This window comes from Mesorhizobium sp. M1338 (genome assembly GCF_040318045.1).
Classification (GTDB): Bacteria; Pseudomonadota; Alphaproteobacteria; order Rhizobiales; family Rhizobiaceae; genus Mesorhizobium.
Map to the genome: position 1 here is coordinate 1 of NZ_JAMYLL010000066.1, position 22,146 is coordinate 22,146.

Below are 22,146 nucleotides of genomic sequence, written 5' to 3' on the forward strand. Positions count from 1 at the left end.
CTGTCCTGCCGGACATCTCCCCCACGGGTGGAGAGATGTCCGGCAGGACAGAGGGGGGCGCCGTAGAGCGCCATCTTGCCTTGCTACGCCCTCGTGACTTCAGCGGCTCTCGGCAAAAGCAATATCCCGGCGAATGACCTCCCGCTTGTCCTGCGACAGGCCGGCGAGCAGGTTCTCGTCGAGATAGCCTGCCCGAATGAGACCCGCGAAGACGAAAAGAAGCTGGGAGTAGCGGTAGTCGAACGTCCGGTCGATCTCCCGTCGCTGTTCACGCAAATAGTCTTCGACGTCCCACATGTCGGCGGCGACTGTCGCGGCGTTGGCCTTGCTCTTGAATTCGGCCATCGTCGTTGCAAGCGCCACCTCAAGTGCAGCGTCGAAGGCGCGGCGTGCGATCTTCTTTTCGGATGTGGACCAGCTTTCCCTGGAATTCATGATTTTCTCCGTCTTTCGATCATCCCATTGCAAAACGCCGCCAGACGGCCCCTCTCAATCCGTCCGGATCCAGACGCCCTTGGTGTTGAGATATTCATCAAGGTGCTCGGCCCCACCCTCGCGTCCGTAGCCGCTCATCTTGTAGCCGCCGAAGGGCACCGCCGGATCGATCGCGTGGTAGGTGTTGACCCAGACTGAGCCGGCGCGCAGGCGGTTGGCCAGTTGGTGCGCCTTGCCGAGGTCGCTGGTGAACACGCCGGCGCCCAATCCGTAGGGCGTGTCATTGCCGCGCCGCACCACCTCGTCCAGCGTGTCGAACGGCAGCGCCGAGATGACCGGGCCAAAAATCTCTTCCCGGGCGATGCGCATATCGTCGGTGACGCCGGAAAACACGCTCGGCGCGATGAAATTTCCTGAACCAAGCGCACCCTCGGTGATGCGGTTGCCGCCGGTGACCAGCCGTGCGCCTTGGCTGGTGCCATCCTTGATGAATCCCGTGACGCGTTCGAGTTGCTTGGGCGAAATCAGCGGCCCGATCTCGGTCTCGGGATCGGCGCCGTCGCCGATCCTGAGTTTTGCCGCATAGGCCGAGACCCGCTCGACGAACTCTTCGTAGATCGGCCGTTCGACGAACAGCCGCGAGCCGGCGATGCAGATCTGGCCGGAATTGGCGAACACTGACATCGCCGCGATCGGCACGGCGCGCTCGAGATCGGCGTCGGCGCAGACGATGACCGGCGACTTGCCGCCAAGCTCCAGCGAAACACGCTTCATGTTGCCGGCCGAGGCGCGCAGGATGCTCTGGCCGGTCGCTGTCGAGCCGGTGAAGACGATCTTGTCGACGTCCATATGGGCGGCAAGCGGCGCGCCGGTCTCGGCACCGGTGCCGGTGACGACGTTGACCACGCCGGGCGGCACCCCGGCCTCCATCATCAGCGCGCCGATCAGCAGCGGTGTCAGCGGCGCTTCCTCGGAAGGCTTCAGGACGATGGTGCAACCGGTCGCCAGCGCCGGACCGATCTTCCAGATCGACGCGGCGGTCGGCGCGTTCCAGGGAATGATCGCGCCGACCACGCCGACCGGCTCCTTGCGCGTGTAGGAGACGATGTCGCCCGGCAGCGAATTGCCGATCGTGTGGCCATGAATAGATGTCGCCATGCCGGCATAGAAGCGCAGCATGCCAAGCACGCGGTTCTTGTTGGCGAGCGTGCGTATGATGGGCATGCCAATATCCGTGGTGTCGGAAAGCGCGATCTCCTCCCAATGGCGCTCCATCAGGTCGGCGATCTTCAGCAGCAGCACTTGGCGCTCATAGGGCTTGAACCGGCTCCACGGCCCGTCGAAGGCGCGCCGGGCCGCCGCCACCGCGAGGTCGATGTCACCGGAATCGGAGAGCGGCACGGTGCCAATCACCGCGCCCGTGGCGGGATTGCGCGTCTCGAAGGTCCGGCCGCTCAGCGCGTCGCACCAGGCGCCGTCGATCAGCATCTTGCGGTGCCGGCCGTCGATGGGCGTGTGCAGCGGCAGATCCCTAAACGGTGCGGTCATGCTCGTGCCCTCTAACGGGCGGCCCAGACAAGGCCGCGCTCGACGATCAGCGCCATCTCCGGCACCGCGAACTCGTCGGCATTATGCCCCAGCGCACTGTAAAAAACCTTTCCGGCGCCATAGCGACGCTTCCAGACGACCGGCATGACGACGCCGCCTATCCCCGGGAAATGCGCGTCGGTGAAGGTGGTCGTGGCCAGCACCTCGTTGCTCGGGTCGACATGCATGTAATACTGCTCCGACCGGTAGGCGAAATCGCCGATGCCTGATGTGATCGGGTCATCCGGCCTGGTGACGGCCACCGTATACTCGATGATGTCGCCGGGATGCGCGACCCACTGGCCGCCGGTCATGAACTGATAGTCGGGCTCGTTGCGGAAACTATCGCCCATCGTGCCGTGAAAGCCGCCCAGCCCACTGCCCTGGCGAACGGCCGACGTCAGGTTCTGCAGCTCGGCCTTCTCGATCGTCGACATCGTTATGACAGGCACGATGAGATCGAAGGAAGCCAACTCCGGATCGGCGAACACCGCCGTGCCCTGGCCGAGCGTGACGTCAAAGCCATTGCGTTCAAGCAGGTTGCGAACGATCTTCGCGCTCTGCTCCGGCGTATGGCCCTCCCAGCCGCCCCAGGCGATCAGCGCTCTCTTCGCCATGGTGTACCTCCCTGGAGTTATCCGCCTTGATCCGAACGTCAGCGCCAGCCCAGCGCCGGCGCGACATGGGTCAGGATCGCTTCGATGACATGCGCATTGTAGTCGACGCCGAGCTGGTTCGGAACGGTGAGCAGCAGCGTGTCGGCCTCGGCGATCGCCTCGTCCTCAGCCAACTCCTTGATCAGCACGTCCGGCTCGGCGGCGTAGCTGCGGCCGAAGATCGCCCTCGTGTTCTCCTCGATGAAGCCGATCTGGTCGCGGCTCTCGTTGCCGCGTCCGAAATAGGCGCGGTCGCGATCGTTGACCAGCGCGAAGATGCTGCGGCTGACCGAGACACGCGGCTCGCGCTTCTGGCCGGCCGCCTTCCAGGCCTCGCGATAGATGCGGATCTGCTCGGCCTGCTGGATGTGGAACGGCTTGCCGCTCTCGTCGAATTTGAGCGTCGAGCTTTGCAGGTTCATGCCGAGCTTCGCCGCCCATTCCGAAGTCGCGTTGGTGGCCGCGCCCCACCAGATCCGCTCGCGCAAACCCTCCGAGTGCGGCTCGAGCCGCAGCAGGCCAGGCGGGTTGGGGAACATCGGTCGTGGATTGGGCTGTGCGAACCCCTCGCCGCGCAGTGTGTCGAGGAAGACCTCGGCGTGATGCCGCGCCATGTCGGCGTCGCTTTTGCCTTCCGGCGGCGCGTAGCCGAAATAGCGCCAGCCGTCGATCACCTGTTCAGGCGAGCCGCGGCTGATGCCAAGCTGGAGACGCCCCCCGGCGATGATGTCGGCGGCACCCGCATCCTCCGCCATGTAGAGCGGATTCTCGTAGCGCATGTCGATGACGGCGGTGCCGATCTCGATGCGGCTGGTCTTGGCGCCGACGGCCGCCAGCAGCGGGAACGGCGAAGCGAGCTGGCGGGCGAAATGATGCACGCGGAAATACGCCCCGTCCGCGCCAAGCTGCTCGGCGGCGACGGCCAGCTCGATGGATTGCAAAAGCGCGTCCGATGCCGAGCGCACTTGCGATTGCGACGAGGGCGTCCAGTGCCCGAACGACAGGAAACCGATTTTCTTCATAGCCATGCGATATAAGGATGCGCGCCAGGCTTCAATGCAAAAGACGTTTTCCGGCGCGCGGATTAAGGCTCATGCATCGCTATTTTCGAAAGCGCCGATGCCTTGTGCGATGAGGTTGGTCGCCATCACCAGCGAGACGATTGCCGCGGAATTGAACACGACGACCCACCATTTGCCGCCGGTCAGGAAGCCGTAGCCGTCGGCGACGGCCAGTCCCCAATCAGCCGACGGCGGCTGGATGCCGAGGCCCAGAAAACTCAGCGTCGCGATCGAAAAGAACGCGTAGCCCAGCCGGGTGACGAGCTCGATGAGGATCGTCTCCCTGATGTTGGGCAATATTTCCAGGAACATGATGGCAAGCGGGCCTTCACCGCCGAGCCGGGCGGCGCTGACATAGTCGCGCTCCTTCTGCTCGCGCACGGCGGCGCGAACGGTGCGCGCCACCAACGGCGCATAGGCGATGCCGATCACCAGGATGACGGTCAGGTTCGACGGCCCGATCGCCACCAGCGTCATGGTGACGAGAACGATGAACGGAAACGCCATCAGCGTATCGAGCAGCCGCGCGCCGATGGCATCGGTGAGGCCACCGAAATAGCCGAGCACCAGGCCAATGATGCTGCCGGCTGCAACGCCGGCCAGCGTCGCCAGCGGCGCGACCAGCAGGATATCGCGCGATCCGACGATAATGCGGGACAGCACGTCGCGGCCGAGCTGATCGGTCCCGAACCAATGCAAGGCATCGGGCGGCGTCAGCGTCGTCAGAAAATCCTCGGCATAGGGATCGTAGGGAACGAAGAGATTGCCTGATACCGCGCATACGACCCAGAACAGCAGCAGCAGCGTTCCGATCACGACCGATGGGGGCAGTCCAGGGAAAGCACCGCGGATCCTGCGCACTGCCGGAAAGGCGGCCACGGCGCGCCGTGGTGCGGGAGACTCCGTCAGATCCGTCATGACGAGGTCCGACGGCGTTGCCGCGGATCGAGCAAGGCCAGCACCAGGTCTCCCACCGCCGCCGACAGCACGAAGATTGCCGCCATCACCAGCACGCCCGCCTCGAGCATCGGGAAATCGCGCGCCTTGGCCGCGTTCAGAACCAGATTGCCAAGTCCCTGGATGCCGAACAGCGCTTCGATCACAACCAGCCCGCCAAGCATGTATCCGGTCTGCGTCGCCAGCACCGCGATGGTCGGGGTCAGCGCATTGCGCAGCACGTGCCGAAGGATGATCTCGCGCGGCTCGAGCCCTTTCAGGACGGCGGTGCGTGTGTAGTCGGCGGCCATCGCTTCGATCACCCCCGCCCGTGTCATCCGGGCTATGTAGCCGGCAAGATTGAGCACCAGCGGCAGCGCCGGCAGGATCAGATAATAGCCATGCGTCCAGAAGCCCGCGCCATCTGGCGCAACGCCTGAGATCGGAAACCAGTTCAGCCACAGGCCGAAAACGATGAGCAGCATCAGGCCGGACACAAAATCCGGCACGATGCCGAAGGAAACGCCCGCCATCACGATCAGCCGGTCGATGATGCGGCCGGCGTTGAGACCGGCGATGACACCGCCGCCAACCCCGAGCGGAATGAGAAAGATCAAGATAATGCCGGCAAGGGCCGCGGAGCGCTTGAGGCTTTCCAGCACGAAGGGGGCCACCGGCGCGCGCATCGACAGCGAGGTGCCGAAATCGCCTGTGACGGCCTTGCTGAACCAGAGCCAGTACTGGACGAGAACCGGCTGGTCGGCGCCGAGCCGTTTGTTCAGTTCCGCCACGGCCTGCGCGTCGGCAAACGGCCCGAGCATGACGCGGCCGACATCGCCGGGCAAAACCTGCCCGGCGAAGAACACCAGGATGCTGACCAGCCACAGCGTGAGGACAAGCGTGCCCACACGCGCTGACAGAATGCGGCCGGTCAGCATGTCGCGATCATGCCTGGACGAAGGAAACGCGATCGAGCAGCAGATGCGAGATCGCGGTGAAGCGCACGCCCTCGACCTTCGAGCTGACGATGCGGCTGTATTGCGAGAAGTAGCTGATGATCGCCGGCGTCTCATCGAGCAGCAAGGTCTGGATCTTGCCGGCAACAAGGCGCTGTGCCTGCAGATCACGCGCCTTCGAGTAGTCGAGCAGTAGCGCATCATAGGCCGGGTTGCTGAAATGCGCCGCGTTCCACGCGCCCGAACTCTTCAGCGTCGCGTTGAGGAAGATGTCGGGCGTGCCGCGATGGCCGTAGTCGGTGATGCCGAGAACCGAATCCAGCCAGGGCGAGCTGCCGAAGGTTGCCGAGCCGTAATAGGCGTCCTGCGGCAGGACATTGAGCTTGACGTCGATGCCGGCCTTCCGGGCGAAGTTCTGGATGATCACCGCATAGTCGGGAATGTCATAGGCGCGTTCGGTGGTCAGCGTCACCTCGAAGCCGTTGGGCACGCCCGCCTCGCCAAGCAGCCGCTTGGCTTCCGCAATGTCCTGCTTGCGCTGCGGCACCGACGGATCGGCCGAGGGGAAGATCGGCGCGAACGGGGTGTCGTTGCCGACGATGGCGCGGCCCTTCAGCAGGCCCTTGACCACCGCCTCGCGGTCGATGGTGAGGGCCAGCGCGCGGCGGATGCGCTTGTCGGTGAACGGCGCCTGGTCGGTTCTGAGATGCACCTGGTCGTGCGAGCTTGCCTGCACGCTCAGCAGCTTGAAATTGGGATTGCCCTCGATCGCCAGCTCCAGGCGCGTCGTGCTCGGGATGACATCGAGCTGGCCGGCCTGCAGCGCCAGCACCTGAGCCTGCTCGTCGTCGAAGAACTTGATTTCGACCCGGTCGGGCAGCGCCTTGTCGCCCCAATAATCCTCATTGCGCACGAAGCTGGCGCCTTGCTTGGGGCGGAAGGATTCGAGCTTGAACGGGCCGGTGCCGTTGAAATTCTTCTCGAAATCGCCGGCATAGTCGGCCGGCAGGATGACGGCATTGTAGACGTCGGAGGAGACATAGAACGGGAAGTTGCTGTTCGGACCGTCGAGATCGAAGGCGACCGTCTCGTCGTCGACCAGCTTGGCGCCGCCTTTGGACAGGATGCCCTTGTAGGCCGAGAGCGCCGACGAGCCGCTGGCCGGATCGACCAGCCGCTCGAAGCTCGCCACCACGTCCCGGCTCGTGACCGCGCGGCCATCATGGAATTTCACCCCTTGCCGCAATTTGAAGGTCCAGCGGCTGGCGGTCTCGTCGGCTTCCCAGGACAGAGCGAGCTTCGGCTGAAGCCCGTCCTTCGGGTCGTCGAGGATCAGATATTCGCCGACCTGGCTGATCACGCCGATGCTGGCCGGATCGGTGAGCGAAACCGGATCGATCGCCTTGGTCGGCTGGCCGAGCCCGACACGCACCGTGCCGCCGGCGGCGGCCGCGGCGCGCGCGCCTCCAAGCCCCTGCGAGGCGGCAAAGCCGGTCAGGCCGAGCAGTGCGGCATATTTCAGAAGATCGCGGCGCTTGAGAAAGCCGCCCTGATATTCGTCGACGGCGACATTCCAGACGTCCCCCGAAAGATTGCGAAGTGCGTCGATATCCCTGCGTTTGGTCATGTTAAACCCCTGCTCTGAAATGAAGATTGAAAACCTATGCGACGGGTTCGCCGTCGAGATGGATGCGGTCGACGGCCCGCGGATAGAAGGCGATGAGGCCTTTGATCTTGGGCATTTCCTCTATGGGATCCCGGTAGCTCCAGGCGATGTCCGGGCGCACCGTCCCGTCGCTCAGAAGGCCCGACCAGTAGGAGGCAATGCCCTTGTAGGGACATCGCGTCGTTGTGACGGACGCCGTCAGCCGCTCCAGCCGGATGTCTTCCGCCGGCAGATAGAAGCGCGTCGGCAGATGGGTCTCGAACAGCAGCACCGGGCGATGGCTGTCGGCGATCGGCTCGCCGTCGAACCAAACCTGCACATGGCTCGTGCTTTGCAGAACATCGATGCGCGCATAGGGGTCTCGGGCGTGGACGAAGACCTCTTCGTCCTCCTCGAACCATTGGTCGACGGCCTTCCAGGTGAAGGCGATGCGCCCGGCCAGCGACGCCAGGTTTTCATCCGGCGGCGAGATGAACGCCCACGCCGCGTTGGCACTGCGCCTGACACCGCTGTCGATATCCCAATAGGCCGTCTCGCCACCGACGGGATGCGGTTCGCGATGCAGCGAAGGCTTCAGCACCGACGGGTCTACCGCTGACGGCGGGAAGAAATAGATCGGCAGGAAATGGTTGGAGCGCAGCACCAGCACGTTGCGGCTGTCGGCGATAACGCGGCCATCGAACTTGACGCGCACGCGCTTGGGGCTGTGCAGGATATTGACGAGCTGCGGAGCGGTCGCTTCACGCGGCTGCAATCTTGGCGCGACGGTCATGATCGTTCTCCCGGTCAGGACACGGCGCGCGCATTGTCGCGCTGCTCGGCGAAACGGTTGGCGGGCCGCGCCAGGCCGAAGCGGTCGCGCAGCGTTCCGGGCGCGTATTCGGTCGGGAAGACGCCACGGCGCTGCAGTTCCGGCACCACCTTTTCGGCGAAGTTCACCCAGTCCTCCGGCAGCAGCGGGAACATCAGGTTGAAGCCGTCGGCGGCACCGGAGACGAACCAGTCCTCGAGCTGGTCGGCGATCTGTCCTGGCGTGCCGGCGACGGTCGGCACCGAACCGCTGTTGGCGAGCTTGCGGGCAATCTCGCGCAGGCTGAGATTCTGCTTCGCCCACTGCTTGACCCGGTTGAGCGACGTGCGCCCGCCATTGAAGGTGCTCTCGTCCGGCAGCGGCGGCAGCGGCCCGTCCGGCGGGAACACCGACAGGTCCAGCCCGCTCCAACTGGACAGAAGGTCGATGCCGACCTGATCGGGCAGCAAGGTCTGCAGATACTCCTGTTTTTCCCGGCCTTCCGCTTCGGAGGCGGCGACGATCGGCAGGATGCCGGGCAGGATCTTGAAGCTCTCCGGCCGCCTGCCGTGGCGGGCGAGACGCTCGTTGATATCCTGACGATATTTGATGCCATCCTCCTTGGTGCTGTAGATGGCGAAGTGCGCATCGGCCTGGCCGGTGGCGAAGTTCTTGCCGTCCTCGGACGAGCCGGCCTGGACGATCAGCGGATGGCCCTGCGGCGGCCGCGAGACGTTGAGCGGCCCGCGCACCTTGAAATGCTTGCCTTTGTGATCGATGGGATGGACCTTGTCGGGGTCGGCGAAATAGCCCGTCGCCTTGTCGATCAGCAGCGCCTCGTCTTCCCAGCTGTCCCACAGCGCCTTGACGATATCGAGGAATTCGGCCGCGCGCTCATAGCGGAACGCATGCTCGATGTTGCCGTCGCGGCCGAAGTTGCGCGCCTCCTCGTCCATCGCCGAGGTGACGACGTTCCACGACGCCCTGCCCTTGCTGATATGGTCGAGCGAAGCAAACATTCGCGCCACATTGTAGGGCTCGCTGTAGGAGCTCGACGCAGTGGTGATCAGGCCGATGTGTTTTGTCACCCCGGCCAGCGCCGACAGCAGCGTCAGCGGTTCGAGGCGGGCATTGGCGTAGTGCGCGACACCGCTCTTGACCGAATCCCAGATCGACACGTGGTCGGCGACGAAGATGGTGTCGATCCTGGCCCGCTCGGCCGCCTGCACGAGATCACGGTAGAACTCGAAGTCCAGCACCTCCCGGCCCGGTGCCCGCGGATGGCGCCACGACATCCGATGATCGCCCTGCGGGTTGAAGAAGAATGCGCTGAGGATCATGTGGTCTCGAGCCATGCCGGTCTCCTTCCAGATCTGCTTCCGGAGACTTGTCGTGCTGCTTGCGCAAGCGGCGACAATCTCTCCTGATCCTAGAAAGGTAGATTGCGCTCCGGCTTAATCCGAGTAATTTTATAGAGATAATGCATTGCGAAAGCGGAAGCGATTGCCCTTGATCGCGGCGCTGGAAGAAAGTGGTTTCAAGCTCCCCATGTTCCCCTCGGTTCTGAACGTAGACCAGCTTTCCATCGCCTATGACGGGCGCAACGGATCGCATCCTGCCGTCAGTGGCGTCTCGCTCCACATAGGCGAAGGCGAAGCGCTCGGCCTTGTCGGCGAGTCGGGATCGGGGAAAAGCTCGGTGGCGCTCGCCATACTGCGTTATCTGCCGAGGAATGCCCGCCTCGCGGCGTCGGCGCTTGAATTCCAGGGCCAGGAAATCCGCGACCTCTCCGCCGAGCAGCTGCGCCAACTCAGGGGAAATCATATCGCCGCCGTCTACCAGCACCCGGGCGCGGCCCTCAATCCAAGCATGACGATCGGCCGGCAGATCACCGAGACGATCATGCGGCATCGCCCGGTTCGCCCCGACGAGGCGCGCGAGCGGGCTTCCGAACTGCTCGGGCGGGTCCGGGTGAGCCATCCGGAGCGGGTACTGGGGCTCTATCCACACGAACTCTCCGGCGGCATGCAGCAGCGTGCCAACATCGCCATCGCGATTGCGCTCAACCCGTCGCTGCTGGTGCTGGACGAGCCCACGACGGCGCTCGACGCCAGCGTCCAGTCCGAGATCATCGCCATCCTCTCCGACCTGCGCAAGGACCACAAAACCAGCATCCTGCTGATCAGCCACGACATCAACATGATCCGCCGCTCCTGCGACCGGGTGGCGGTGATGCAGTCTGGAAAGGTGGTCGAAAGCGGCGCCGCCGGCGATGTCTTCGACAACCCCTCTCATGCTTACACCAAGGCGCTCATCGCCTCGATCCCGGCGCTCAACTACACCAAGTGGGACGGCAGACTGGCGGAGACGGACGGCCTGCCACCGCATCCGGCAATCCTCGATGAAGAAGCCGGCCTGCCAAAGGAACGCCGGATCGCGATCGCCTGCAAAGGCATCAGCCATGCCTTCGGCAGCCAGCCAGTGCTGCACCACGTCGATCTCGACATCGGCCAGGGCGAGACCTTCGGGCTGATCGGCGAGTCCGGTTCCGGCAAGTCGACCCTGGCGCGGATCGTCACCGGCCTGCAGACGCCTGATGCCGGATCGGTCGAACTGTTCGGCAGGACGGTCGCGCCGCGCGTCGAGAAGAGGAACCTTGCCGAACGCCGCGACGTGCAGATGGTCTTCCAGTCGCCGGATCGCACGCTCAACCCGCGCCAGCGGATCGGCAGGATCCTCGGCCGTCCGCTGCGCCGGCTCGCTGGTCTGCGCAGCCGTGAGATAAAAGCCCGCGTCCGCGACTTGCTGCAATCGGTTCGCCTTGCCAGCACTACCGCCGAGCAGAAATCGCGATCGCTGTCCGGCGGCCAGCGGCAAAGGGCGGCCATCGCGCGGGCCTTTGCCGGCATGCCGAAGGTCGTCGTGCTCGACGAACCGACCTCGGCGCTCGACGTCTCCGTTCAGGCGACCGTCCTCAACTTGCTCAACGACCTGCAGCGCGACAAGGACACTACCTACCTGTTCATCAGCCACGACCTCAGGGTCGTGCGCTACATGGCCGACAGGATCGGCGTGCTCTATCGCGGCCGCCTGGTCGAAACCGGCTCATCCGACCAGATTTTTCACGGCCCCAATCACCCCTATACGGCCCTCCTGCTGGCGGCGTCCTCCGACGAGGCCGCGCCACTATCCGCTCAAATCGAGATCGAGGCCGCCGGCATCTCGAACACAGGATGCTCCTTCGCCGACCGCTGCCCCCTGGTCCTGCCCGACTGCCGAAAGGCGGAACCATCAGCCATGGAGGTCGCTGCCGGCCATCGGATCGCCTGCTGGCGGCACGGCCAGGCTATGTAGCGGATCATCGACAGTCCGAAGGCCCGCAACAGCACGGTTCCTCTTTAGGCGCGATGCGATGCCCCGGGATTGTCGCAGCATTGGAATCCAGCTTGCAAATACCGTCTTTTGAGGCCAGCCTAGATGCATGATGGCACGCCGGTCGCCAAAACATATCCTTGTCATGCTGCTCGCGGTATTCCTGACCGCCGGGTTCAGCCTGTCTGCCGCTCAGGCGAGCTTCATGTCGGCGAAGATGATGATGACACCTGGCAGCGGCATGACCATGCCTGCCGACACCGGCATGGCCAAGATGGCCGACACCGGCATGAATGGCGACTGCAACGCCTGCCTCAAGGGCGCGGCCGACACCGGCAAACCGATGCATTGTCCACCGACCTGCATCGCACCGGTGCTCGCCGTACTCGCTCAAAGCCTCGCCATCGCCGTGGTTCCAACGGTGCAACAACCATCGGCGCTACCGATGCCGTTCCTTCACGGGCGAAGTTCCTTGCCCGACCCATTCCCTCCCAAATCCATCGATCTCGCCTGACGCCGTTTCAGCCATCCCGCGGCTGATTCCGGCGTTTGATTGCCGCTGGCGCTTTGCGCCGGCAGGCACACAGCAATTCGACGCCGAGAGGCTCGCCGTCGATCGAGATCGCAAAGGCTTGAAAGTGAGCATCGATTCTAATCATTCCATCTCACGCCGCAGGTTCGTCCTTGCGGCGGCGGGCGTTGCTGCGGCCACCCTGGTGCACCCCGCAACGCCAAGAGCATCCGCCGTCGATGAGCGCCGCATCAGGATCGCGCCCGGCCACGCCAGCCTCACCAGCGCTGGCGATCCGCTTACTCCTGTCTGGGCGTATGACGGGACGGTCCCCGGCCCGATGCTGCGTCTGCGCCAGGGCCGACCCGTTCACATCACGGTCGAGAACGGGCTGGACGAGGAAACCACGGTCCATTGGCATGGCATCCGCCTGCAAAACGCCATGGACGGAGTACCCGGCCTGACGCAGCAGCCGATCAAGCCGGGAACAGATTTCGTTTATGAATTCACGCCGCCCGACGCCGGCACCTTTTGGTACCATCCGCATGCCAACAGCCTTGTGCAGCTCGGCCGCGGGCTCGCCGGCGCCCTCATTGTCGAGGAGACCGAACCCGTTGCTGTCGACCGCGACCTCTTGTGGTTGCTGCAGGACTGGCGGCTTGCCGACGACGGGCAGATGGCGCCCGGTTTCGGCAGCGCGATGGACGCGGCGATGTCCGGCCGCGTCGGCAACGTCGTCACCATCAACGGCACGGCGCCGGCCGACCAGAGCGTAAGGGCGGGCGAACGTGTCAGGCTGCGGCTGGCCAATGCGTCGCTCGCCCGCATCATGGCGCTGCGCTTCGAAGGCCACCACCCGGTCGTCGTGGCGATCGACGGCCAGCCCTGTGATCCGCATGAACCGGAGGGCGGCCGCCTTGTTCTGGCACCTGCCATGCGCATCGATGTCGTGATCGATATGCAGGGCGACCCAGGCAAGCGTTACGCGGTGATCGATGATTTCTACGACGGTCTCGCCTATACGCTGACCACGCTTGCCTATGACAGCGCATCGCCGATTCGGATCCATCCTCTCGACACGCCGCTTGGCCTGCCGCGCAACCCGTTGCAACAACCCGATCTCGCAAGCGCCGAGCGCCAGGAGATCGTCCTGCAAGGCGGCATGATGGGTGGCGGCAAGCTCGCCGGCGTCGGCGGCATGATGGGCATGGCGACACCCGGCATGAAGGGTGGCGCTGCGTGGGCGATCAACGGCATGTCGATGACCGGTGACGGCCACGCCGGCATGGCGCCGCAGTTCACCCTGCCCCGCGGCGCAACCTATCATCTCACGATGCGCAACGAAACTGCCTGGTGGCACCCGATGCACATCCACGGCTTCAGCATGCTGGTGCTTGCGCGCAACGGTTCGCCGGTACCGCACCGGCAATGGCAGGACACCGTGCTGCTCGCTCCCAGGGACACGATCGAATGCGCCTTCGTCGCCGACAATCCCGGCGACTGGATGCTGCACTGCCATGTCGCCGACCACCAGATGGCCGGCCTCATGACGGTGTTTCGAGTGACCTGATTTTCTCGTCAAACAACGTCAAGACAACAAGGAGAACTGCAATGAAACTGACTTACTCTCTCGCCGCATTCGCCGTCGCGATCGCAATGCCGCTGCCGGCTGTCGCGGCGACGATCAACGCGGTGATGTACAAGAACCCGCAATGCAGCTGCTGCGAATCCTATGCCAACTATCTGGAACACAACGGCTTCAAGGTCGACATCAAGCCCGTCAACAATCTGTCCCAGATCAGCAGTGACGCCGGCGTGCCGGCGGACCTCGAAGGCTGCCACACGCTGATGGTCGACGGCTATGTCGTCGACGGGCTGGTGCCGGTCGATATCGTCAAGAAACTGTTGACCGAACGGCCCGCCATCACCGGCATCACGCTGGCCGGCATGCCGACCGGTGCCCCCGGCATGGGTGGCGAGAAGGCTGGCCCTTTCATCGTCTACGCCTTCACCAAGGACGGCAAGGCTCCCACGATCTACGCGACGGATTGAAAGGCAAGCGCCATGTCTGCCGATACGTCGGATTGCCCTGCCCGAACCTGGCTCGCCATGACGTTCCTGCGGCTCGAATCGAGGGAACGGCAGCTATGAAGATGGTCGCTCTCGTTCTATTCGGCGCACTGCTCGCGGTACCTGGACCTGCGACGGCCGGCGAGCCGCCGCAGAATTTTGCTGTTCAGGCGAGCCCGCAGCCGCTTCCGGAGATTCAGTTCCAGGACGGCGATGGACAACCCAAAACGCTCGCCGATTTTTCCGGCAAGGTCGTGCTGCTCAACATCTGGGCGACGTGGTGCGCTCCCTGCCGCAAGGAAATGCCGACGCTCGACAGGCTGCAGGCCAAACTCGGCGGGCCGGACTTCGAGGTCGTCGCGCTGTCGATGGATCGCGGCGGTCCGGACAAGGTGAAAAAGTTCTTCGCCGAGATCGGTATCGAGCATCTCGCCCTCAACATCGACACGTCGGCCAAGGCGATGTTCACGCTCGGCGCCCTCGGCCTTCCCATGACATTGCTGATCGACCGCCGAGGCAAGGAAATCGCCCGCCTGATTGGTCCGGCTGAATGGGATGCTCCCGACATGGTCGACTTCATCCGCAGCCATTTTGCTGCCAACTGAGAAGGAATTCATTGTGACCACTACAGAACTGATCCGAGCCAAGGAGGCCTCGTTCGGTCGCAATGTTCTCGCCTCCATTCGCTACTATCTCGGCGGCCGGCGTGGCTTCCCCGCATTGGCGGCGGCCGTGATCGTCGCAGGCCTTGCATCCAACTGGAGCTGGCTGGCCGCGGCGGGCGTCGCGCCGCTGCTTCTCAGCGCTTTGCCCTGCGTCGCAATGTGCGCGCTTGGCCTCTGCATGCACAAGATGACAGGTCGCGCCTATCCGGCCGAAGACGGTCCCCCCAAAGCTGAAGAGGTCACCGTTGGTCCGACAACAGTGCCCGCCGATCTGAAAGGTAACAGTTGATGCCAGTCCTTATCCAAGAATGGATGCATTTCCTGCGGTGCCTGATTTCCGTAGCTGCGCTGATTGTGGGCTTCGTGCACGGCGCGCAAGCGCACTCGCTCGAAGAACTCGACGCCATGCTTCAGGGCGACGAAAAGTATTTCCAGCCGATCGACAAGCCAGCGCCCGATTTCACGCTGCGCACCGCCGACGGGCGCGTCGTGCGACTGGCTGATCTGCGTGGCAAGGTTGTCATCCTCCATTTCATCTACACATCGTGCACGGACGTTTGTCCCTTGCATGCCGAGAAGATCGCCGAGATCCAGAAAATGGTGAACGGCACGCCGATGAAGGACCAGGTCACCTTTGTCAGCATCACCACAGATCCGACGAGAGACACGCCGGACGTGATGCGAAAATACGGGCCAACGCATGGGCTCGATCCCGTCAATTGGGCGTTCCTGACCACAACCCAGGACCAGCCGGAGGACGCTACCCGCACGCTGGCGGAAGCTTTTGGCCACAAATTTACCAAAACGGACGACGGCATTCAGGCGCACGGCATCGTCACGCATGTGATCGACAAGGAGGGCCATTGGCGCGCGAATTTCCATGGCCTGGATTTCGCACCGATCAATCTCGTCACCTTGGTCAATGCGCTGACCAATAGCATCGAGCGTCCACATCATGAGCAGGAAGCTGGCTGGCTGGCGAAATTGAAGAACCTTTTTTGAAGCATCATCCGAAGGAAGGAGAACCCTATGACCCATAATTCAGGGCAATTCGGCGGAGTTGCCGGCAAAACTGCCCGTTCCCTCATGCCGGTCATTGCAACGGCCTGGCTCGCGCTCGGTCTCGGATTCCACAGCCAGGCGATCGCTGCGGACGAAATGTCCCAGAGCCAGTTCGATCAAGGCGTCCACGACTACATCCTCGCGCATCCAGAGGTCATCATGGAGGCGCTGCAAAGCCTGGACGCCCGCCAGCGCGAGGCCGATGCAAAAGAGGCAAAGGCGGTCCTGGCGGCCAAGGCCGACGAGGTTTTCCGAGATCCGGCCAGCCCGGTCGGGGGCAACGCCCAGGGCAACGTCACCATGACCGAGTTTTTCGACTACAATTGCCCCTATTGCCGCCAAGTTGCGCCGATCATGGCGCAAGCCGTGGCCGACGACCCACAGCTCCGGATCGTCTACAAGGAATTCCCGATCCTCGGCCCGGATTCCGTCTTTGCGGCCAAGGCGGCGCTCGCCGCCAACAGGCAGGGCAAATACGCAGAATTCCACAAAGCGTTGTTCGCCGCCAAGACGCGGGTGACCGAAGCAGTCGTGCTCAAGATGGCGGCCGACGCCGGCCTCGACGTACCGCGCCTGAAGACCGACATGCAGCAGCCGGAGATCCTGGCTGCGATAGAGCAGAACGTGAAACTGGCTCAGGCGCTAAAAATCAACGGAACGCCGGGCTTCGTCGTCGGCGATCAGATTTTCCCGGGTGCGACCGACCTTACGACCATGAAGAGCCTGATCGAGCAGGCGAGGGCCGCCAAATGAGCCGGATATCGCACCCCAGTCGACGAAAGATTCTGGGCGGCATTTTTGGGACCGCCGCGATTATGGGCTTTCTCGAGGATTCGAATTCGATCGCCGCGGAGGATCCAGGTCTGGCGAGCCGCTTCAAAGACCTCAGCGAAAACGGCAACAGCACATGTTCGGCCAAATTTACGGAGTCGATCGCCACCATGTCGCCGACGTCGCGGATCAAGGGCTCTTGCTGCAGCCCGATGGAAATGAAGCGCTATGTCGAGCAGGTCGACGGCCTGGCCAAATACCGCGACATCGCGATGATCCCAACCGATCCATATGATATTCCGGCGGGCATCGCACAGAAGATGATGCCTTACTACGAAGTGCAGCTCAGCGGCGCCGAACAGCAGGCCTATGACCATGCGATGGCAAATTCCGAAGAAAAGGGACCATGCTGTTGCCAATGCTGGCGCTGGAAAGTGTATGGCGGACTGGCGAAATACCTAATCCACGAGCACGGTTTTAACGGCAAGCAGATCGTCGATGTATGGAACCTCTCCGACGGCTGCGGCGGGGCAATGTAAAATTGCCATGGCGTGCTGGCTTGCCGTAACCGGAAGCGCGGAGTTTCTACCGCCGTGCTGGGCTTGGGCACTTCCTCGCATACAAGTACATTCGTCTATGCTAATATATCCTAGTCATGCACAATCGTTCGTGACTAACATGTGGGAGGACGCGATGAAAACCATGAATCGCAGGTCTGCAATTGCCCTCGGTATGACGGCCGCCGCGGTGACGCCTTTTTTTGCCCTGACGGCATCCGCGAAGGCCAAGAAATACGGCCCGAAAGATGGCAAGGAGATTGCCCCCGGTGTCAGAGTGGTTGAGGTCGGCACCGGCAACGCCGACATTCCGGCCTACAAGAGCATCGCAATCGTCGACGTGGTCTTCCAGCCCGGCGCACACGCGCCTCAAATGGTGATGGACAACGACATGGTCTGCACCATCACCTCCGGCGCGTTCACCATCAAGAAGGCAGACAAGGAATTCAAGCTCAAGACGGGTGACATGTACACCTGCGCCAAGGGCAAGACGGACGAGGCGACGAATACAAGCAAAGAGGTCGGCGTGCATCGTATCGCCGTCCTGATACCTGCCTAGCAACTGGAACTCCAGCCGGACGGGTGGTTGCACCTCGTCCGGCCGTCGCTTGCGTACAGCCGGGTGCTTGGCCTCGTCCGGCCAACGCCCTTCAAGATCGGCAGGATTCCGCCGCTGGTGCCCGGCCGGATCACAGTCGCATGCTCGCTTTCCGTTCAGGCACAGTGCGATACCCGAATTGGCTCTTGAAGGGTCAACTCGGACGCGCGTACCATCGCGCCATCTGAAATGAGTCTGCTTTATTAGTTCGGGCTAACGTCCGGATTGGTTTGGATATTTTCCTTGAACACGCAAGCAATCGGCGGCGCGCCGGAGCGCGGCAAATCGTTTGCCCATGTGGCGGAAGCCTCCTGGGGCAAGGGCCTCGGCACCTTGCTCCGCATCGTGCGCATGACGCTGCGCCATCCCTGGCAGGTCGCCATCACCATCGTCTCGACCTTCATTGCCGCGACGCTGCAGCTGTTCATTCCGCGCCTGCTGGGACGCGCCATCGACCAGGCGCAGGGCGTCATGACCACGGGTGCCGGTGCCGCGGCAGAGCAGGCGCTTTGGAACACGGCGCTGACGCTGCTTGTCGTCAGCATCCTGCGCGGTCTCTTCACCATGGCGCAGAACTACTATGGCGAGGCCGTCGGTCACCGCACCGGCTATGAGCTGCGCCTGGCATTCTATGAGAAGATCCAGCGATTGAGCTTCTCCTTCCACGACAGGGTCCACACCGGAGATCTGATCACGCTCGGCCTGCTCGATCTCGACGGCGTGCGCATGTTCTTTTCCACCGGCATCCTGCGCGTCGTGCTGCTCGGCGTGTTGATCGGCGTCGGCGCCTATCTGCTGATCAGCACCGATCTCGTGCTCGGGCTGCTCAGCTTGAGCTTCGTGCCGTTCGTTGCCTGGCGATCCTCAGTCACCCAGCTCGCATTGCGCAGCACCTGGCTAACGTTGCAGGAGCGCCTCTCGGTGCTGAGCCGGGTGATGGACGAGAATCTCGGGGGCATCCGTGTCGTGCGCGCTTTCGCGGCGCAGCGGCACGAGCTCGAAAAATTCGACCGCGCCAAGCTGTCGGCATTGGAGCTTGCCAATCAGCGCGTCGACATCCGCGTCTCCAACACCAGCGCCATGAACTTCTCCTTCCTGGCAGCCATGGGCCTGGTGCTCTGGTTCGGCGGCCAGAAGGTGATCGCGGGCCAGATCAGCGTCGGCACTCTGGCCCAATTCCTCACCTTCATGACCATCCTGCAGATGCCGGTGCGCCAGCTCGGCCTGATGGTCAACTCGTTCGCGCGCGCCTCGACCTGCGGCACCCGCCTGTTCGAGCTGCTCGACGCCGAACTCGACATCGAGGACGCGCCTAGCGCCAAGGACCTCGTCGTCACCGACGGCGTGTTGCGCTTCGACAATGTCGGCTTCCGCTACGAGGGCGCGGGCGGACGGCCGACGCTGTCGGGCATCTCCTTCGAGGCCCGGTCCGGCGAAACCATCGGCATTGTCGGCCCGCCTGGCAGCGGCAAGTCGACCATCGCGCACCTGATCCCGCGCTTCTACGACGTCACCTCAGGTGCGATCACCATCGATGGCCAGGACATCCGTGAGGTGACGCTGCAATCGCTGCGCAAGGCCGTCGGCGTCGTGCAGCAGGACGCGTTCCTGTTCACCACCTCGATCGAGAACAACATCGCCTACGGCAATCCCTGGGCGCGCGAGACCCGTATCGGGCAGGCCGCCGAGTACGCCCAGCTGCACAACTACATCATCGGACTTCCGGCGGGCTACACCACGGTCGTCGGCGAACGCGGTGCGTCGCTTTCCGGCGGCCAGCGGCAGCGCCTGACAATCGCGCGCAGCCTGATGTTGCGGCCATCGGTGCTGGTCTTCGACGATTCGACCGCGGCAATCGACGCCGGCACCGAGCAGCGGATCCGGGCGGCGATGAAGCGCTTCGCCAGGGATCGCGTCACGCTCATCATCTCGCACCGGCTGAGTTCGCTGATGCATGCAGACCAGATCCTGTTCGTCGAGGGCGGCCGCATCGTCGAGCGCGGCACGCATGAGGAACTGCTGGCGGTCGGCGGACGCTATCGCGCGCTCTACGACCTGCAGCTTCGGCCCGACGATGACCGGCCTGTGGCTATGGGAGCCGCGTAATGTCGACACAGAGCGACGACGACAAGGAAGACACCAGCGGCCGCCCGACCAAGGCCGTCGTCGGCTCGCATCGCGACGAGGAAGAGGTTTTCGGCAAGGCCTACGACCCGCGCATTGTCAGGCGTATCTGGAGCTTCGTGAAGCCGTATCAGAGCCGGATTTTCATCTCGGTCGCCGCTGTGCTGGTGTTCACCCTGACGCAACTGGCGATCCCGCTGGTCATCCGCTACGCCATCGACCACGGCATGACGGCAGGCCGGCTCGACCAGTCGGTGATGATCTCCGCGATCGGCGCGTTCACGCTGATCATCCTCATCAACTACGCCGCCAGCTATGTTCAGGAAAGCGTCGTCGGCAAGGTCGCCGAGAACGTGCTGTCCGACCTGCGCCGCGCCATGTTCAGCCACTTGCAGCGGGTCTCGCTAAGCTTCATGGACAAGACCGAGGTCGGCCGGCTGATGTCGCGGCTGCAGGGCGACGTCAATTCGATGCAGGAGTTCCTCGAGACATCGGTGATGTCGGTGGGCGACATCGTGCTGTTGTTCGGCATCGTCAGCGTCCTGCTCTGGTTGGATTTCCGGCTCGGTCTGCTGACGCTGTCGACCATGCCGGCGCTGTTCATCGTGCGCCTGTTCTGGCTGCCGCGCGCCAAGGTCGCCTTCATGGCCGCGCACGAGACCAACTCGATCGCCAACGGCGCGCTAGCCGAAGGCATCCACGGCGTGCGCACCGTGCAGAGCCTGGAGCGCCAGCACGTCAATTTCGACCTTTATGACGAGAAGGTGCTGGCCAATCTCAATGCCCATCTGACGTCGGCGAAATACGCGCAGGTGATGGTGCCGATCGTCGACACGCTGACCGGCGTCGCCATGGCGACCGTCATCGTCGTCGGCGGCTCGATGGTGCTCTCGCACAGCCTCGATATCGGCGTCATGGTGGCGTTCCTGTTCTACATCCAGCGCTTCTTCGACCCGATCCGCTCGCTCACCATGCAGTACAGCGTCATGCAGCGCGCCATGGCTTCGGGCCAGCGCATCTCCGAAGTGCTCGACGTGCCGGTCGACGTCAGCGACAGGCAAGGTGCGGTGGCGTTGTCGCGCGACATGGACGGCTCGGTCGAGTTCAGGAACGTCACCTTCGGTTACCGGGAGAACCAGCCGGTGCTGAAGAACATCTCCTTCCGCGTCAATCCGGGCGAGACCGTGGCCCTTGTCGGCCCGACCGGATCGGGCAAGTCGAGCTCGATGGCGCTGGTGCACCGTTTCTACGACGTCTGGTCGGGTGAGGTTTTGGTCGGCGGCCACGACGTGCGTGACCTGACCCAGGATTCGCTCGGCGATCAGGTGGCGATGGTGCTGCAGGAGCCGTTCCTGTTCTCCGGCTCGGTGCTGGAAAACATCCGTTACCACAAGACCGGCGCCAGCCGCGAGGAGGTGGTCCGTGCCGCACAGGCCGTCGGCGCGCACGATTTCATCGAGAACCTACCCGATGGCTACGACACCGAACTCGAGCAGCGCGGCGGCAATCTCTCGCTCGGCCAGCGCCAGCTGATCAGTTTTGCGCGCGCGCTGGTGGCGGACGCCAAGATCCTGGTGCTCGACGAAGCCACGGCCAGCATCGATTCCTACACCGAGATGCTGATCCAGAAGGCGCTGATAACGCTGCTGGAAGGCCGTACCGGGCTGGTCATAGCCCACCGTCTGGCCACCATCCGCGGCGCCGACCGCATCATCGTGCTGCAGAACGGCGAGATCGTCGAAAGCGGCAACCACGAGCAGTTGATGGCAGGAAAGGGCCTCTACGCCCGCCTCTACAACATGAACTATGCTTCGTTCGACGACATTTCGGAGAGCGAGCTGGAACTGGACGCAGCGGTCGGCAAGGCGACGTGAGCAGTCCCGACACATCGCCGACTGCTCGTGCCTCCCTTGAGAAGAAGACCTGTTTGCGAGATCCTCTGACGTGGCCGTCGAACTGCATGCCGTCCTCGGCGCGCAGGCACAGAAAGCCGGGAATGGAAAGCAATGGGATGATGGCGGTCAACAGAAACGCCTGGTGGAAACGTTCCGACGTCAGGACGTGGTTTTCTCCCAGCAGCATAACGATCTTCAAGAGAACCGAGTTGGCCGAAAGCCTGCGAGGAGTGGGTGCTCTCTTCCCGTGGCGATCTCGCTGGCAAGCAGCTCGCCGGCGATCAGGCCAAGCGTCGCACCGCTGTGGCTGAAGGCGACGTGGTATCCCTTGATGTCCTTCAACCGGCCCAATACCGGCTCGCCATCTCCGGGAATCGGCTTGGGGCCGACACCGTAGCTTTCCAATTCCAGCTTCGGATGGCCTTCCAGAACCT

General features: G+C 63.4%; 21 protein-coding genes and 1 pseudogene. 12 read left to right on the forward strand and 10 right to left on the reverse strand.

The window, feature by feature from the left end; genetic code table 11:
* Positions 1–99: 99 nt before the first annotated feature.
* The 9 genes from frp to NKH19_RS30335 form a co-directional block, all read right to left on the reverse strand.
* Complete coding sequence (gene frp / locus NKH19_RS30295) at positions 100–435, reverse strand: fluorescence recovery protein (protein WP_352870430.1); 336 nt, start codon at positions 433–435, stop codon at positions 100–102.
* 54 nt (positions 436–489) lie between these two features.
* Positions 490–1,983 (reverse strand): aldehyde dehydrogenase family protein, encoded by a 1,494-nt coding sequence (locus NKH19_RS30300; protein ID WP_502911077.1) that lies wholly within the window; start codon positions 1,981–1,983, stop codon positions 490–492.
* A gap of 11 nt (positions 1,984–1,994) precedes the next feature.
* Positions 1,995–2,639 (reverse strand): ThuA domain-containing protein, encoded by a 645-nt coding sequence (locus tag NKH19_RS30305; RefSeq protein WP_352870429.1) that lies wholly within the window; start codon positions 2,637–2,639, stop codon positions 1,995–1,997.
* A gap of 38 nt (positions 2,640–2,677) precedes the next feature.
* Complete coding sequence (locus NKH19_RS30310) at positions 2,678–3,700, reverse strand: LLM class flavin-dependent oxidoreductase (protein WP_352870519.1); 1,023 nt, start codon at positions 3,698–3,700, stop codon at positions 2,678–2,680.
* A gap of 69 nt (positions 3,701–3,769) precedes the next feature.
* Positions 3,770–4,657 carry an ABC transporter permease gene (locus tag NKH19_RS30315; protein WP_352870428.1) on the reverse strand — a complete coding sequence of 296 codons (888 nt, stop codon included), beginning with the start codon at positions 4,655–4,657 and terminating at the stop codon, positions 3,770–3,772.
* Positions 4,654–5,613 carry an ABC transporter permease gene (locus NKH19_RS30320; protein ID WP_352870427.1) on the reverse strand — a complete coding sequence of 320 codons (960 nt, stop codon included), beginning with the start codon at positions 5,611–5,613 and terminating at the stop codon, positions 4,654–4,656. The genes NKH19_RS30315 and NKH19_RS30320 overlap by 4 nt, the downstream gene beginning before the upstream one ends.
* 7 nt (positions 5,614–5,620) lie before the next feature.
* Positions 5,621–7,258, reverse strand: coding sequence for an ABC transporter substrate-binding protein (locus NKH19_RS30325; protein ID WP_352870426.1), 1,638 nt, complete (start codon positions 7,256–7,258; stop codon positions 5,621–5,623).
* Positions 7,259–7,292: 34 nt separating this feature from the next.
* On the reverse strand, positions 7,293–8,069 hold the full coding sequence (locus tag NKH19_RS30330; protein ID WP_352870425.1) for a DUF427 domain-containing protein: 777 nt from the start codon (positions 8,067–8,069) through the stop codon (positions 7,293–7,295).
* A gap of 14 nt (positions 8,070–8,083) precedes the next feature.
* On the reverse strand, positions 8,084–9,442 hold the full coding sequence (locus NKH19_RS30335) for an LLM class flavin-dependent oxidoreductase (protein WP_352870424.1): 1,359 nt from the start codon (positions 9,440–9,442) through the stop codon (positions 8,084–8,086).
* Positions 9,443–9,635: 193 nt separating this feature from the next.
* On the opposite strand from NKH19_RS30335, the gene NKH19_RS30340 reads away from it, so the two are divergent.
* The 12 genes from NKH19_RS30340 to NKH19_RS30395 all read left to right on the forward strand — a co-directional run bounded on the left by NKH19_RS30340 (position 9,636) and on the right by NKH19_RS30395 (position 21,691).
* Entirely contained in the window at positions 9,636–11,441 is a 1,806-nt protein-coding gene (locus NKH19_RS30340; RefSeq protein ID WP_352870423.1) for a dipeptide ABC transporter ATP-binding protein, read from the forward strand.
* Between the two features lie 127 nt (positions 11,442–11,568).
* Complete coding sequence (locus NKH19_RS30345) at positions 11,569–11,973, forward strand: hypothetical protein (protein WP_352983454.1); 405 nt, start codon at positions 11,569–11,571, stop codon at positions 11,971–11,973.
* 124 nt (positions 11,974–12,097) lie between these two features.
* A complete protein-coding gene (locus NKH19_RS30350) occupies positions 12,098–13,540 on the forward strand; it encodes a multicopper oxidase family protein (protein WP_352870421.1) in 1,443 nt (480 codons plus the stop codon).
* 41 nt (positions 13,541–13,581) lie between these two features.
* The gene (locus NKH19_RS30355) at positions 13,582–14,022 is read left to right on the forward strand and encodes a DUF411 domain-containing protein (RefSeq protein WP_023759570.1); all 441 of its coding nucleotides are present in this window, start codon (positions 13,582–13,584) and stop codon (positions 14,020–14,022) included.
* 95 nt (positions 14,023–14,117) lie between these two features.
* On the forward strand, positions 14,118–14,645 hold the full coding sequence (locus NKH19_RS30360; protein WP_352870420.1) for a TlpA family protein disulfide reductase: 528 nt from the start codon (positions 14,118–14,120) through the stop codon (positions 14,643–14,645).
* A gap of 13 nt (positions 14,646–14,658) precedes the next feature.
* Positions 14,659–14,994 (forward strand): hypothetical protein, encoded by a 336-nt coding sequence (locus tag NKH19_RS30365; RefSeq protein WP_352870419.1) that lies wholly within the window; start codon positions 14,659–14,661, stop codon positions 14,992–14,994.
* Complete coding sequence (locus tag NKH19_RS30370; protein WP_502911078.1) at positions 14,994–15,707, forward strand: SCO family protein; 714 nt, start codon at positions 14,994–14,996, stop codon at positions 15,705–15,707. The genes NKH19_RS30365 and NKH19_RS30370 overlap by 1 nt, the downstream gene beginning before the upstream one ends.
* A gap of 27 nt (positions 15,708–15,734) precedes the next feature.
* Positions 15,735–16,520, forward strand: a complete 786-nt coding sequence (locus tag NKH19_RS30375; RefSeq protein ID WP_352983458.1) for a DsbA family protein — start codon at positions 15,735–15,737, stop codon at positions 16,518–16,520.
* The gene (locus NKH19_RS30380; RefSeq protein ID WP_352870417.1) at positions 16,517–17,077 is read left to right on the forward strand and encodes a hypothetical protein; all 561 of its coding nucleotides are present in this window, start codon (positions 16,517–16,519) and stop codon (positions 17,075–17,077) included. The genes NKH19_RS30375 and NKH19_RS30380 overlap by 4 nt, the downstream gene beginning before the upstream one ends.
* Positions 17,078–17,216: 139 nt before the next feature.
* Entirely contained in the window at positions 17,217–17,654 is a 438-nt protein-coding gene (locus NKH19_RS30385) for a hypothetical protein (RefSeq protein ID WP_352870416.1), read from the forward strand.
* A 282-nt stretch (positions 17,655–17,936) separates the two neighbouring features.
* Positions 17,937–19,799: an ABC transporter ATP-binding protein gene (locus NKH19_RS30390; protein ID WP_352870415.1), complete on the forward strand. Its 1,863-nt coding sequence runs from the start codon at positions 17,937–17,939 to the stop codon at positions 19,797–19,799.
* A complete protein-coding gene (locus NKH19_RS30395) occupies positions 19,799–21,691 on the forward strand; it encodes an ABC transporter ATP-binding protein (RefSeq protein WP_352870414.1) in 1,893 nt (630 codons plus the stop codon). The genes NKH19_RS30390 and NKH19_RS30395 overlap by 1 nt, the downstream gene beginning before the upstream one ends.
* A gap of 216 nt (positions 21,692–21,907) precedes the next feature.
* Here NKH19_RS30395 and NKH19_RS30400 read toward each other — a convergent pair.
* Positions 21,908–22,146 (reverse strand): annotated as a pseudogene (locus tag NKH19_RS30400) (D-amino-acid oxidase); the annotation flags it as partial.